11 protein-coding genes are annotated in these 14,474 nt (G+C 44.8%); 3 read left to right on the top strand and 8 right to left on the bottom strand.

The features are described from left to right. Positions 1-278 precede the first annotated feature (278 nt). The 5 genes from kdsB to QWZ07_RS10950 are packed head-to-tail and all read right to left on the bottom strand — an operon-like array spanning position 279 to position 6,296. A complete protein-coding gene (gene kdsB / locus QWZ07_RS10970; protein WP_017109945.1) occupies positions 279-1,025 on the bottom strand; it encodes a 3-deoxy-manno-octulosonate cytidylyltransferase in 747 nt (248 codons plus the stop codon). Beyond that, entirely contained in the window at positions 1,025-1,204 is a 180-nt protein-coding gene (locus QWZ07_RS10965) for a Trm112 family protein (RefSeq protein ID WP_004736429.1), read from the bottom strand. The genes kdsB and QWZ07_RS10965 overlap by 1 nt, the downstream gene beginning before the upstream one ends. Continuing rightward, positions 1,185-2,192 (bottom strand): tetraacyldisaccharide 4'-kinase, encoded by a 1,008-nt coding sequence (gene lpxK, locus QWZ07_RS10960; RefSeq protein WP_192852706.1) that lies wholly within the window; start codon positions 2,190-2,192, stop codon positions 1,185-1,187. The genes QWZ07_RS10965 and lpxK overlap by 20 nt, the downstream gene beginning before the upstream one ends. A gap of 14 nt (positions 2,193-2,206) precedes the next feature. Continuing rightward, positions 2,207-3,955 (bottom strand): lipid A ABC transporter ATP-binding protein/permease MsbA, encoded by a 1,749-nt coding sequence (gene msbA / locus QWZ07_RS10955; RefSeq protein WP_029225965.1) that lies wholly within the window; start codon positions 3,953-3,955, stop codon positions 2,207-2,209. A gap of 31 nt (positions 3,956-3,986) precedes the next feature. Further along, positions 3,987-6,296, bottom strand: a complete 2,310-nt coding sequence (locus tag QWZ07_RS10950; protein WP_192852705.1) for a DNA internalization-related competence protein ComEC/Rec2 — start codon at positions 6,294-6,296, stop codon at positions 3,987-3,989. 17 nt (positions 6,297-6,313) lie between these two features. Here QWZ07_RS10950 and QWZ07_RS10945 point away from each other — a divergent pair, with 17 nt between their 5' ends. Then, a complete protein-coding gene (locus tag QWZ07_RS10945) occupies positions 6,314-6,826 on the top strand; it encodes a DUF2062 domain-containing protein (RefSeq protein WP_017107639.1) in 513 nt (170 codons plus the stop codon). Positions 6,827-7,012: 186 nt separating this feature from the next. On the opposite strand, the gene lolE is transcribed toward QWZ07_RS10945, so the two are convergent. The 3 genes from lolE to lolC are packed head-to-tail and all read right to left on the bottom strand — an operon-like array spanning position 7,013 to position 10,151. After that, positions 7,013-8,257 carry a lipoprotein-releasing ABC transporter permease subunit LolE gene (lolE, locus tag QWZ07_RS10940; protein ID WP_192852704.1) on the bottom strand — a complete coding sequence of 415 codons (1,245 nt, stop codon included), beginning with the start codon at positions 8,255-8,257 and terminating at the stop codon, positions 7,013-7,015. Then, positions 8,258-8,950, bottom strand: a complete 693-nt coding sequence (gene lolD, locus QWZ07_RS10935; RefSeq protein ID WP_017083246.1) for a lipoprotein-releasing ABC transporter ATP-binding protein LolD — start codon at positions 8,948-8,950, stop codon at positions 8,258-8,260. Then, the gene (lolC, locus tag QWZ07_RS10930; protein ID WP_192852703.1) at positions 8,943-10,151 is read right to left on the bottom strand and encodes a lipoprotein-releasing ABC transporter permease subunit LolC; all 1,209 of its coding nucleotides are present in this window, start codon (positions 10,149-10,151) and stop codon (positions 8,943-8,945) included. The genes lolD and lolC overlap by 8 nt, the downstream gene beginning before the upstream one ends. Before the next feature lie 227 nt (positions 10,152-10,378). Here lolC and QWZ07_RS10925 point away from each other — a divergent pair, with 227 nt between their 5' ends. Both QWZ07_RS10925 and mfd read left to right on the top strand, forming a co-directional pair. Next, positions 10,379-10,948: a hypothetical protein gene (locus QWZ07_RS10925; RefSeq protein WP_009847150.1), complete on the top strand. Its 570-nt coding sequence runs from the start codon at positions 10,379-10,381 to the stop codon at positions 10,946-10,948. Between the two features lie 6 nt (positions 10,949-10,954). Next, on the top strand, positions 10,955-14,416 hold the full coding sequence (gene mfd, locus QWZ07_RS10920; RefSeq protein ID WP_192852702.1) for a transcription-repair coupling factor: 3,462 nt from the start codon (positions 10,955-10,957) through the stop codon (positions 14,414-14,416). Positions 14,417-14,474: the final 58 nt, after the last annotated feature.

The following is a 14,474-nucleotide window of genomic DNA, read 5'->3' as shown; positions in this document are numbered from 1 at the left end:
CTTTTACTCCACGTTTTGTCGTAAGTTGTATTCTGTACTAGCAGATCGCCACTACTTTATAGGCGGCATATTATAAAGAAAAATTGAAAGTCGAGCGAGGTAATTCTCAGATAATTCAGAGTTGATGATGCATAAGCGAATGCAACCAACTCAATATCCCCTCGCTTAGTTCAATAAAACACACATATACGTTCTGTAGACGTAAAAAAGCCCCGCAATAAGCGAGGCTCTGGGATTTTGCATTTTTGTAGAGCAAAGAAGTCGTCGCTCAAAGAAGCTTAACCAATAATGGCGCGAACGGCTTCTAGGTCTTCTGGCGTATCAACACCAGCAGCAGGTGCTTCAGCCGCAACGTCTACATGGATTTTCTCTCCGTACCACAGTACTCGTAGTTGCTCTAGGCACTCAATACGCTCAAGGGTACTTGGTTCCCAATTGATGTAAGTATTGATAAAACCCGCACGGTAAGCGTAGATGCCAATATGACGCAGTAAAGGCGACTCCGCGGCCGTACCATTGTTCGCGTAAGCATCTCGATCCCAGGGAATCGTTGCTCGGCTAAAATATAGTGCGTAACCGTCTTTATCCGTTACTACTTTCACAGCGTTAGGATTAAACACTTCATCAGCGTGAGTAATTTCTACACCTAGCGTTGCCATTGGTGCTGTGCTATTCGCCAGGTTATTTGCAACCTGATTAATAATTGCAGGTGGGATAAGAGGCTCATCACCCTGAACATTCACGATAATATGGTCATCGGGAATGTTCATCACTTCAATCACTTCAGCTAAACGCTCTGTACCTGATTCGTGATTCGGAGATGTCATACACACGGTCGCGCCAAATGCTTTAGCCGCTTTCTCAACTCGAGCATCATCGGTAGCGATAATAACTTTATCAGCACCCGCCTTCATTGACTGTTCGTAAACCCATTGGATCATCGGCTTTCCACCAATATCAGCCAATGGTTTCCCAGGCAAACGACTCGATTGGTATCTTGCCGGAATGACAACCGTAAACGACATTACTTACCCTCATCCATTGAAACGGTACGAGCTTCAGGCTCCAGAAGAACAGGAATACCCTCTTTGATTGGGTAAGCTAGGCGGTCAATTTTACAAACAAGCTCTTGCTTATCCTTGTCAAAAGTTAGTTTACCTTTACATACAGGGCAAGCAACGATCTCAAGCAGACGGTGATCCATAGTATTCCATAACCTCTTTTATTCTTTTTAAAATTTGCTGTTGCGAATCTTCATCAAACTGTGCAGAAACTGGAAGATACCACCAGTTTTCTTGCGCATAATCTTCGCATTTAACAGCGTCTTTTTCTGTCATAATCATGTTCATACCTTTCTTTGCTAAGGCATGAAGTTCATCTTTATCAAAATCTTGATGGTCGGCGAAACCCTGTGTAAAAACCACATCACCATCAAGATCTTCTAGTGTTTTAAAAAAGCGCGGTGGATGACCAATACCTGCAAAAGCCACCAGCTTTTGCAATTTTTCTACTGATACTTTCTGACCCGTCTTAAGGTTAACAGCTTGGCTTGGTAACAAAGACATCGAGAATTCACGCCCTTGAGGTTTACCGCCATTGTTAACCAAAAAATCCACGGTAACTAAGCGTGATATAGGCTCTCTTAATGGCCCTAAAGGAATGAGACATTCACTACCAAAGCGTCTCGCACCATCGATAACCGCAAATTCAATATCGCGTTCAAGTGCATAATGCTGAAGGCCGTCATCAGTAATAATGACATTAACACCTTCGTTCAGCAAAGCCTTCACTGCATTTGCGCGAATAGGGTCAACTGCTACAGGCGCACCCGTTCGCTTTCGAATCAACCGTGGTTCATCGCCTGAGTGTTCAGCAGGCGTGTTCTCGTCCAACACCAACGGATAGCTAGGGGCTTTCGCGCCATAACCTCGAGAAACCACACCAGGTTTGAAACCATTGGCTTGGAGCATCTCAACTAACCAAATAACCACTGGAGTTTTACCATTGCCACCCGCGGTAATATTACCAACAACGATCACAGGCAAAGGTGGGCGATAGGTTTCTTTCTTCCCAGAGAGATACGCTTCGCGACGTTGACCGCTGATCATTTTGAACAACAGACTCAACGGCCACAACAGTGGCCAGAGAAGGTATTTTAACGGGTGATTGTTAAACCAAATTTTTTCGATCAAAACGAAGCCTAATCTTATTCGCCAAACTGGATTCGGTGTAATTGAGCATAAGCACCGTCATGTGCGATTAACTCAGCATGCGGACCTCGTTCAACAATATGACCATCGTCTACAACCAAAATTTCGTCAGCTTGCTCAATCGTTGATAGTCGGTGCGCAATAACCAGTACCGTTTTATCTTTTTGCAGCTCATCCAAAGCAGATTGAATGGCTCTTTCTGATTCTGTATCCAAAGCCGATGTTGCTTCATCTAGGATCAGAACTGGCGCTTCTCTTAACAACGCTCGTGCAATTGCAATACGTTGTCGTTGTCCACCAGATAGGCTTGCACCGTTCTCACCAACAATTGTATCGATGCCGTTTTCCATGCCTTCGATAAATTCAGTGGCGTGAGCAAGCTTAGCAGCATGTTCAATTTGTTCGCGTGAGTAAACCTCACCAGCCGCATACGCAATGTTATTGGCGACCGTATCGTTGAACAGATGGACATTTTGAGAAACAAGAGCAAAATGCTCCCGAAGATTTTTCAGCTCATAATCTCGGATATCATGTCCATCGAGTTCAATGGTTCCTGAATCCACATCATAAAAACGAGTAAATAGGTTGGCAATGGTACTCTTACCTGAACCAGAACGCCCGACCAGCGCCACCGTCTTACCTTTCGGTATGTTGAAGCTCACTTTATCGAGTGCAGGTTTCTCTGCGCCCTCGTAAGTAAACGTCACATCTTTTACAGCAACTTCACCACTTACGGTTGCAGGCTTCAACGTACCTTTGTTTTGTTCTGTGTCGAGATCCATCAAACCAAATAGAGTCGTACTCGCCGCCATACCGCGTTGGAACTCAGAAGTCACGTTAGTCAATGCTTTGAGTGGACGTAGCAAACCGAACATAGCCGAGAACACAACCGTGAACGTACCAGCCGTTAGTTCAGCTTTAATTGAGTCGACACTCGCCAAGTAAAGAACAACCACAATCGCGATCGAAGCAATCATCTGAATAATCGGGTTCGCTGCAGCTTGAGCCGTTACCAACTTCATGCTTTGTTGGCGCATCTGATTACTAACGGTATCGAAGCGACCTCTTTCTAGATCTTGGCCACCGTAAGTTAGCACCACCTTATGACCTTTCAGCATTTGTTCTGCTGAAGAAGCCACGTGACCCATGCTGGTTTGCATGTTCTTAGAAATCTTTCTGAATCGCTTCGATACAATGCTAATAGCCCAAGCTACAAAAGGAGCAACAGCAAATAGCACCAAAGACAACTGCCAGCTATTCCAGAACATCAGCGTCAACAGGCCAATGATACTTGCACCTTCACGGACAATACTGACCAAAGCCTTACTGGTTGCAGCAGAGACTTGCTCTGAATCGTAAGTAATTCGAGATAGCAGTGCGCCCGTTTGCTCTTTATCAAAGAAAGACACGGGCATGTGCATGAAATGACTGAAAATTTTACGTCGAATCTCCATAACCACGTTGCCAGAGACCCAACTCAAGCAATAGGTTGATACGAAGCCACTCACACCACGAATGAACATCATGGCAAAGATAATAATAGGGAGCGTGCGTAAAAAGTCAGATTCAGCGTTACCAAAGCCTTCATCAAGTAATGGCTTTAGTAATGAAATCATATAAGTATCAGAGACGGCATTTATAATAAGCGCAATAACCGCAACACCAAGGCCAGCCTTATACAGTCGAATATAAGTCCAAAGTCTTTTAAATGTGACCCAAGTGGTTTCATCTGTTTCTGTTGACATAGAATCGCTTAATTTTCTCACAATAATCTATCTATTCTACTCCCTTACGGAGCATCTGCCTATACCACTGCCTCCCCTGATGTTCTCTAATCGTATGATATTTCCAACCTTCCTTACTGATTGTGATGGTTATTTGTCCACTTTCGCCCGTATCTAGCCATGTACTATCAGCCTCTCGATAGCGGTCGACGACAGATTGGCTAGGCATCCCCCACTGGTTTCCTTTAGACAATGAAGCGATGGCTAACTGTGAAGAAACAGCCTCGATAAATCGAGCAATGGAAGAGGTTGAACTACCATGATGAGGAACCAACATCACATCACTTTTGAGCCGCCTAGCTTCGCGTGCAAGTAACCACTCACTGACCAATTCAATATCTCCGGTAAGAAGCATAGAAAACTCCGTGCTTGGCTCATAGATGTGCACAACACATGAATGAGGGTTATATGCTCTTTCAACACTTTTGGGTGGCCACAACACCTCAAACTCAACATCTTGCCAACGCCAAGACTCTCCAATCACACAAGCTTGATAATTAAACGTAGACTGATTACTGAGCGAGACTGGAGGTTTAAGTCTTTGGCTAGCGCGTATCCATTTTGGATTATAGTGAGAAAGTAATGTCTGATATCCACCAGCATGGTCAGCATCAAAATGACTGATAATCACTCCATCAAGCTCCTTAATTCCTCTTCTTTCTATCGTAGGTATCAATAGCGACTCGACCACAGAACCGCCCGGCCAAGCATTACCTAGATCATAAACAACAACCCGGTTATTTTTTTGAAGAACAACCGACAAGCCATGTCCAACATCTAAAACATCGACTCTCAACACTTCTGGTTTGAGCTTTCCAAATTCCCACCACAAAACAAATACGGCACTGGCGAAAAACATCATTTTACGATGGAAGTAATGACGTAACAGACCGAATAGAAAAATGAAAAACACGAACAAAACAGCAAGTTCATCATCAACCGTGAGCCAAAAACGTTCAGAGAAAGGCAGAGCGAAAACAACAGGTGTGAGCGATAGATCCACCAGAGCCCACAAATAACCAATGATATTATTTTCTGCCCAAATTGATTCAAATATTAAGCTGATAAACATCGCTAAGAACAACAAAGGAATCGTCACTATCGAAATCCAAGGCAACAGGAAAAAGTTGTATAACACCGAGGCCAAACTGACCCCCTGAAAGAACAGCATTGAAAAAGGAGCCAGTAACAACGTCAGCATTAACTGGATTTTAAATAGCTTGAAGAGTTTTGTGAGTCGAGGGCTTTTGTAAGAAGAAAGATGAGTATTGGAAGCAATATAAAGAACGCCAGCTAACGCTCCAAATGAGAGCCAGAAGCTACTCGAAAGTACCGAAAATGGCCAAATTAACAAAACGACACAGAGACTCAAGGTCACATATCGAATCAAACTTATATTTTGACCTCGCCAAAGGAAATAGCTCGCAATGATGCACATAATTAACGCCCTAAGCGTTGGTAAAGTAAACCCTGCAAACCAACTATAAAAATACGCGAGCCCAAGACCAAATACAGTCGGAAGCCAAATAAAATGCGATGCCCCTAACCTAACAATTCTCCCTAGCTGGTAACCGATGCCAAAAGCAATGCCTATGTGCAACCCCGAGATCGCCATTAAGTGAACAAGCCCACTGCTCTTAAGCAAATCCCAGCGTTGTGATTGAATGAATTCCCTATAACCAAAGCTCAACGCCACAATCAGATCAGAGTTATCCAGCTGACTGATCGTTGTCAAAGTCCTTTCAAACCATCGAGCACGCAAGTTTGTACTAGAATGAATGCTAAAGCTTGTTCCGGCTTGATAGGTAACACTAGCAACGATCCTTTCACTGAACAGGTATTTTTCTAGGTCAAATCCGGCCTCGTTAAGTTTTCCAAAAACCGGTTTCATTGATACAGAGAGATGAACTTGATCTCCAAGTGTTAGCTTGAAAGGCGTAAACAAACGCAATTTTATCAATTGTGGGAAGATTAATTTTTCGCCGCCAATTGATCTAACTACTATTACGCTTTCAAAACCGTGGCTATTTTCACTAAAAAGGCTAACAACCGAAGCATTTATGGTAATATTCTGGCCAGATTGAAATAACTGACTTGTTTGTATTTTGATTGCATTCCCAAGGCAGGTAACTAGTATCAATGCAGTGACTGGACCTCTTGCACACCGGAAAACGCTATACTTTATTAATGTGAAAAGTAACAACAGCATTAATGGTGCCCAAACCCAATGTGGCATCACAGGCCAAAAGCTGGCAGACACAACTGTCGCAGCAAATGAAATTAAGAACCAAGAGTTAAACAAGAGAGTAGCTTCCTCCTATGCCAAGAAAGTTTATCAAACGATTTATGCCTGACCATGAGCTCATCAAGCGTCAGAAAGCATTGAAAATTTTTGGCAATGTTTTGTACAACCCCAACTTATGGTGCCTTAATCGTCGCTCTGCGGCTGGCGCGTTCGCTGTTGGGTTATTCATGGCGTTTGTCCCTTTACCAAGTCAAATGATTATGTCTGCAGGCCTTGCTGTTGCATGTGGTGTTAACCTACCGCTGTCTGTCGCATTGGTTTGGATCAGTAATCCCGTGACTATGCCGGTGCTGTTCTACTTTGCTTATAAAGTAGGTGCGTTTGTTATGCATGTGCCGCCTCAAGCTTTCCACTTTGAATTGTCTTGGGATTTCATCTTGGCGCAAATGAGCACCATCGGACCTCCGTTCCTATTAGGTTGCATGATTTGTGGCGTTATCTCTGCGATGATTGGCTACTTTGGTATTCGCGGGTTATGGCGCTATTCAGTCGTAAGAAGCTGGAAAAAACGACAAGCAAGGTACTGAAACTATCGTTGGATGTGGGTGAATTGAAACTCACACTATAAGAAATCAGAACAACCTCGGCTCTCTGCAATATTGGTATGTAACGAAAGTCGTAAAGAACACGAATTGAATTCAATAAAAAAGGATCCCATTGGGATCCTTTTTTGTATTTATCGAAACGGGACTGATTTATTATTGAGGCTAATGCTATTTAGAACTAAGTACTGAGGCCGGGTTTAACTTCGCCGCGCGTGATGCTGGGTACCACGTAGCAAGTAAGCTCAGAACAATAGCAGTACCAGAAACTACAACAACATCCGTCATATCGAGTTGCGAAGGCAAGAAGTCGACAAAGTAGATATCACCGGACAAGAACTGGTGATCGACCAACTTTTCAAGCCCTTTGATAAGAGTCGTGAGATTAAGCGCGACTAACACGCCTATTGCACTGCCCACCAAGCTACCTAACACGCCTGAGAATACGCCCTGCCAAACGAAAATGCGTTTCACAAGGCCGTCCGATGCGCCCATGGTTCTTAATATTGCGATCTCTGATGCTCTGTCTTTTACTGCCATCATTAGCGTCGAGACAATATTGAAACAAGCTACACCAATAACCAATACCATCACTAGATACATGATAGTGCGAACCAACTGGATATCTCGGTACAAGAAACCAAACTTCTGTTGCCAACTACGTAAGTACACGTACACATCAAGCTGGTTACCCACTTCACGCACAATCGAGTTTGCGTTCAGCACATCGGTCACTTTTAAAGAAACCCCTGTCACTGCCTCGCCTAGGTTTGCGTAGACTTGCGCATCGCCAATCGGGATTAGAGCCAAGCTGTGATCTATTTGGCCGTTAAGCGTCAGCAAACCAACAACTTTGACTCGAACACGTTTAGGCGCTTGAACTTTCACTGACCCATTCACCGTCGGGATCATCAGAGTCAGATAATCACCCACTTTCGCGCCAAGTACATTGGCCACGCCAGAGCCCAAGATAATCTGTTGTTGCCCTGCCTTAAACTCACTCCAAGCTTGCTTATCGATAAAACTCGATAGGCTTGAGACTTGTTGCTCAAGTTGTGGGTCAACACCGCGAACTTCAATTGCTTTCAGCTCTTTGCCCTTTTCGGCAAGCGCGGTAATTTTCACATAAGGCGCAGCTGCGACAACATCTTCATGTTGGGTCGCTTGTTCGATCACATGCTCCCAGCGTGTCACAGGTTCATTGACGCCCTCAAATTCTCCATGCGGGATAACAGAAAGCACTCGTGACTGCAGTTCACGCTCAAAGCCATTCATCGCAGACAAACCAATGATGATCACCGCGACACCAACGGCAATACCGATCGTCGAAGACAGAGAGATAAACGAGACCAACTTGTCTCGTTGCTTCGCCCGACTAAATCGGCCACCTATCAATAGAGATAAAAAAGAAAACACTTAGCTCTCCTCTTTTTCTACGTTAACCAGCAAACCGTCTTGCATGTGCAATTGACGGTCCATCTTGCCAGCAAGTTCGCCATCATGGGTTACAACCAAGAAAGCGGTATCGTATTCGCGGTTCAATTCACGCATTAAATCGTAAATAGACAGTGCTGTGTTGTGGTCGAGGTTACCTGTTGGTTCATCCGCCAACACCAAAGCCGGCTTATTAACTAAAGCTCGCGCAATCGCTACACGTTGTCTCTCACCACCAGAAAGCTCGGAAGGTCTGTGGTCAACACGATGACTCAATCCGACTTTATCCAACAAACGTTGTGCTTCTTCTTTTGCTTTAGCAGGCTTTTCACCACCAATTAGCAACGGCATTGCTACGTTTTCAAGCGCCGAGAAGTCCGAAAGAAGATGATGAAATTGATAAACAAAACCAAGGTGCTGATTACGAAGCTTGGCTTGCTTATTCGAACTCAAAGATGCTAAGTCCTGCCCGAGAAAACTCACGCTGCCGTCAGAAGCATCATCCAATGCACCTAAAATATGCAATAACGTACTTTTACCGGAACCGGAGGTACCAATGATTGCAACCAACTCGCCTTTTTCAATTTCGAAGCTGACACCTTTGAGGACTTCGGTATCCAACGAACCCTCGCGGTACGTTTTACGGATATCATTACATTGAAGGAAATTACTCATAACGAAGGGCCTCAGCAGGTTTCACAGAAGATGCACGATAAGAAGGAAATACAGTCGCGACAAGGCTAAGTGCAATAGCCAAAACCACAACAACCGCAATTTGGATTGGGTTAATCAATATTGGCAGTTGCCCACCAAATGAGAACAGAGCGACACCCATCACCTCTAAAATAGTGTTGAGGTTCGAAGCTAAGATCACGCCAAGGATGCCACCAGATAATGCGCCGATCACACCACTACTTGCACCTTGAACCATGAAGATCCCCATGACTTGGCCATCACGCATACCTTGCGTTTTTAAGATGGCGACTTCGGATTGCTTCTCCATCACCACCATAATCAGCGCAGAAATGATATTAAACGCAGCAACACCAATAATCAGCCCAAGCATCAAGCCCATCATATTTTTTTCCATACGAACGGCTTGGAAAAGCTCGCCACGTTGATCACGCCAATCACTCCACACCCAACCTTCTGGTAGCGGGGTATTCGATAAATTTGCGACTTCAAATGGGTCATCAAAAAACAGTCGCCAGCCTGAAATCGTATCAGACTTATAACGCATCAATCGCCCTGCGTCTTTGATGTCGGTAACCATCAATTGAGCATCGATATCCGAGCCCGTGTTAAAAATGCCAGCTACGGTAAAATTTCGTTGGCTAGGAATACGCCCTAACGGAGTGTATTGGCTGGCGCTAGTGACCATTAAGCGAACTTTGTCACCCATAGACACTTTCAAGTTTCTTGCCAAAGTATGACCAAGGAAAAGCTGATACTGGCCAGCTTTGAGTGAAGACAGTCTGCCTGCAATTAAATGATTCTGAAGAGGGTCATCGGAATTTGGCTCAATACCGATTAACAAGCCCGCAGATAACTGAGCAGGACTTTGGATCACCGCTTCACTGCGAACAATAGGTTCTACGTGGCCATTGAGTGACATTTGTTCCGCAAAGCTAGGCGCTTGAGCAGAAAGTGACGTAGTGCCTCCTTGCTCGTATACAACGGCTTGAGGAAGTACACCAAGAATTCGGTCTTTTAACTGCGCTTCGAATCCATTCATTACCGACAAAACAGTAACCAGAGACAGCACACCAATGGTGATTCCGGCTGTCGACATATAAGAAACAAAACGGCTAAAGCGATCACCTGAACGGCCTTTCAAATAACGCAGGCCAACAAACAATGAAATAGGATGAAACATACTTTGAACCATCTAAAGGAGATGCGGGTTAATGTAACGGGTATTGCCGTTACTGTGTAGGGGTTAATTGAAAATATAGAGTGAATTAACTCAATTAGTTAGGCTTGAAAAACAGAACCTTGTCAAATAGCCAACTTTCAAACAACTATTTGAGACTTTCAATTAACTGACCTTGATTACTGCGGCCACATAGCGATAATCAATAGATCACTTCAAGGAACTAACGCATGACAGAACAAGAGTTTTTCACCGTTCACCACAGCCTTACCGCTAATATTGAGCCAATGGACAGTAACTTCGCTTTACCTTCTCAGATTCAGTTCGAATCGGAGATCCCTGCCCCTTTTGTTGTGGCAAGTGAGTTTAGCCAATTGGACCTATTAGCCGATAGTGCTCGCAACGAACTGAAAAACAGCGACTTGAAGAATGTCATCAGTTTATTGGATGCACAGAACTCTAAATTAAACCTCTTGTTGAGCTTTATGTTGTCGCAGCAAGATGATGAACAATTTCGTACCCACACGTATTCATTTGGCGCGAGTCAGTTCTCTTGTTTTTCCAAAACAGATATCGAAGCGGGTCGCTTGGTTAAAGCTAAGCTCTTTATCGAGCACCCAGCCGCCGCTATTTATTGCTACGCGGAAGTCTTCGCTAGCGAACCAAAAGATTCAGGCTTCGAAATCAAATTCAAATACGCTCATCTTCGTGATACTGACCAAGACTTGCTGATCAAGGCTGCACTTCATCAACAACAAAAGCTCTTACGTCAACGCTCTCTAGAACGAGATAACAAGTAAATAGACATGACAAAACAATCCATTTTTACACTACCTAAGCTCAAGGGCGCCGGTGATAAAAAACACATCGGCAACCTAGTTGGTTCATCTCTCGCGCTTGCTATCGCTAAACTTGCGGAGCAGCATAACAGCCATACTTTACTTGCGGTGCCCGATCCTCAGATCGCACTCAAGCTTCAATCAGAAATTGAGCAGTTTACGTCACATGAAGTGGCACTATTCCCTGATTGGGAGACACTGCCATACGACAGCTTCTCGCCACATCAAGAGATCATTTCTGACCGTATCGCGCGACTTTATGCATTGCCAACGTTAAAAGATGGCATCACGATCGTTCCGATCAGCACGCTACTACAACGTCAGTCGCCGCGTGACTTCTTGTTGCAACATACCTTAATGGTAAAAACGGGCGATCTCTACTCGTTGGAAAAGCTGCGTCTTCAGCTTGAAAAATCAGGCTATCGTTACGTTGATCAAGTATTTGGCCCCGGTGAGTACGCAAGCCGAGGTTCAATTCTCGACTTGTTCCCTATGGGCAGCAAAGACCCATATCGCATCGACTTTTTCGATGACGAGATCGACACCATCCGTACTTTCGATCCTGAAAACCAGCGCTCTATCGAAGACATTTCTGAGATCCGTTTACTGCCAGCACACGAGTTTCCGACCTCAGAAAGCGCAATCGAAGATTTCCGAATTCGCTGGCGTCAGCAATTTGATGCGCGCCGTGAACCCGAATCTGTCTACATGCAGGTTTCAAAAGGAACGTGGCCTGCCGGTATTGAATATTGGCAACCGCTGTTTTTTGACCACACCGAAACCTTATTCGATTACGTTGCCGATGAAGCGCAACTCTTGGTTCTTGGTGACGTAGAAACAGCCGTTGATGCTTTCCTTACCGACGTTGCTCACCGATACGAACAACGTGGTGTTGACCCACTAAGACCTTTATTGAATCCAGAGCAATTGTGGCTGAAAAAAGATGAGCTATTCGCTCACTTTAAGCAAAAACCACAAGTTAACCTGAGCTTAGACACGATTGAAGAAAAAGCTGGCCGTATCAACCTACCGGTTGCATCTCTGCCAGACTTGAGTGTTCAGCATCAAAATAAAGAGCCGCTAGCCAATCTCAGAAAATTCACGGAAGCCTTCGATGGCAAAGTGGTTTTTTCGGTTGAGTCTGAAGGTCGCCGTGAAGCTCTGAGTGAATTACTCAATGGCATTAAAGTACGACCAAGTGAAGTTGAAAACCTTGATGCGGCCATTAAAGCCAAAGACAAGTTCAGCCTCATATTAGGTTCAGCTGAACACGGCTTTATCCAGGAAGAGCAAAACATCGCTCTTATCTGTGAAAGTGATTTATTAGGCGATCGCGTTATACAACGTCGTAAGAAAGACAAGAAAAGCGTTAACAGCGATACCGTAATCCGTCACTTAGCAGAACTTAAACCGGGCCAACCGGTTGTTCACATTGACCACGGTATTGGCCGCTATATCGGCTTGCAAACACTTGAAGCCGGCGGCATGAAAACCGAATACGTAACGCTTGAGTATCAAAACGATGCCAAGTTATACGTGCCGGTTGCGTCTCTGAATTTGATTGGCCGCTATTCAGGTGGTGCTGAAGATTCTGCACCACTGCACAAACTCGGTGGCGAAGCATGGCAAAAAGCTCGTAAACGCGCCGCTGAAAAAGTCCGTGATGTTGCCGCAGAATTACTTGATGTTTACGCTAAGCGTGAGCTCAAACCTGGCTACAAGTTTGTATTGGATCGTGGTCAATACGCAACCTTCAAATCTGGCTTTCCTTTTGAAGAAACCGACGACCAAGCGATGGCAATCAATGCTGTGATGTCTGACATGTGCCAAGCAAAAGCCATGGACCGCTTAGTGTGTGGTGATGTGGGCTTTGGTAAAACAGAAGTCGCAATGCGTGCCGCGTTCGTGTGTACCGACAACAACAAACAAGTCGCGGTATTAGTACCAACTACCCTACTTGCTCAGCAGCACTTTGAAAACTTCCGAGACCGTTTCGCCAACTTGCCGATTCGTGTTGAGGTTCTATCTCGATTCAAATCAGCTAAAGAGCAAAAGTTAATCATGCAAGATGTCGCTGACGGCAAAGTCGATATCTTAGTGGGTACTCACAAACTACTTTCTAGTGAAATCAAATTTCAAGACCTTGGCCTGTTGGTTGTCGATGAGGAACACCGCTTTGGTGTGCGTCAGAAAGAGAAAGTGAAAGCGATGCGTGCCGATGTTGATATCCTAACGCTAACCGCAACGCCTATTCCACGAACGCTGAATATGGCGATGAGTGGCATGCGCGATCTTTCGATCATCGCAACGCCACCAGCACGACGCTTAGCAATAAAAACCTTTGTTCGAGAGAGTGATGATGCGGTAGTAAGAGAGGCGGTACTGCGTGAAATCATGCGTGGTGGTCAGGTTTACTTCCTGCACAACCAAGTCGACACCATTGAAAAAACAGCCGAGTCCCTACAGAAGTTAATTCCAGAAGCTCGTGTAACGGTCGCTCATGGTCAAATGCGAGAGCGCGAACTAGAACGCATCATGAATGACTTCTACCATCAGCGTTTTAATCTGTTGGTATGTACCACCATCATCGAAACAGGTATCGATGTTCCGACGGCGAATACTATCTTGATGGATAGAGCCGACAATCTCGGTTTAGCGCAACTGCACCAATTACGTGGTCGTGTGGGTCGTTCGCACCACCAAGCATACGCCTACATGCTAACACCGCACCCGAAAGCGATGAGCAAAGACGCCATTAAGCGATTAGATGCGATTGCCTCTTTGGAAGATCTGGGCGCTGGCTTTACCCTAGCGACTCACGATTTAGAGATTCGTGGCGCAGGTGAACTGTTGGGTGACGAGCAGAGTGGTCAGATCCAATCGGTTGGCTTTACGCTGTATATGGAAATGCTTGAACAAGCAGTTGAAGCATTGAAAGAAGGTCGAGAGCCATCGCTTGATGACCTACTGCGTGAACAAACTGAAATCGAAATGCGTCTACCTGCGTTATTGCCAGATGACTATATCCCAGACATCAATACTCGATTATCGACCTACAAGCGTATTGCGAGCGTCAGTGACACGGATGAACTGGCAGAGCTTAAAGTTGAACTGATCGACCGCTTTGGCACTCTTCCTGATGCAACCAAGAACTTATTATCAGTTTCTGAGCTAAAATTAGCGGCTGCGTCAATTAAAGCGAAGAAAATTGAAGCTCACGACAAGGGCGGATTCTTAGAATTCTACCCAGATGCTGACATAAACCCGGCCTACCTTGTTAAACTATTGCAATCCCAACCGCAAAAGTTTTCAATGGAAGGACCAACAAAGTTCAAGTTTACGATACCATTGGTAGACAGACGGAAACGAATTCAATTTGTTAGTGATTTATTGGGCGAATTCAGACAGAACTTGCTGCCTTCGGCATAAAACCCAATCCACTGCACATATAAATTATCCAGCCGTAACAGCGACTGGAAGACGGAGT

This window comes from Vibrio lentus, from assembly GCF_030409755.1.
GTDB classification, from domain to species: Bacteria; Pseudomonadota; Gammaproteobacteria; order Enterobacterales; family Vibrionaceae; genus Vibrio; species Vibrio lentus.
The sequence above is the reverse complement of the archived record's forward strand: the minus strand, read 5'-3'. Positions and strand labels throughout refer to the sequence as shown.

Excerpts from the sequence above, each read along its gene's own strand:
- kdsB (WP_017109945.1), bottom strand. The coding sequence starts at position 1,025 with ATGTCGTTTACGGTTGTCATTCCGGCAAGATACCAATCGAGTCGTTTG.
- QWZ07_RS10965 (WP_004736429.1), bottom strand. The coding sequence starts at position 1,204 with ATGGATCACCGTCTGCTTGAGATCGTTGCTTGCCCTGTATGTAAAGGT.
- msbA (WP_029225965.1), bottom strand. The coding sequence starts at position 3,955 with ATGTCAACAGAAACAGATGAAACCACTTGGGTCACATTTAAAAGACTT.
- QWZ07_RS10945 (WP_017107639.1), top strand. The coding sequence starts at position 6,314 with ATGCCAAGAAAGTTTATCAAACGATTTATGCCTGACCATGAGCTCATC.
- lolD (WP_017083246.1), bottom strand. The coding sequence starts at position 8,950 with ATGAGTAATTTCCTTCAATGTAATGATATCCGTAAAACGTACCGCGAG.
- lolC (WP_192852703.1), bottom strand. The coding sequence starts at position 10,151 with ATGTTTCATCCTATTTCATTGTTTGTTGGCCTGCGTTATTTGAAAGGC.
- QWZ07_RS10925 (WP_009847150.1), top strand. The coding sequence starts at position 10,379 with ATGACAGAACAAGAGTTTTTCACCGTTCACCACAGCCTTACCGCTAAT.
- mfd (WP_192852702.1), top strand. The coding sequence starts at position 10,955 with ATGACAAAACAATCCATTTTTACACTACCTAAGCTCAAGGGCGCCGGT.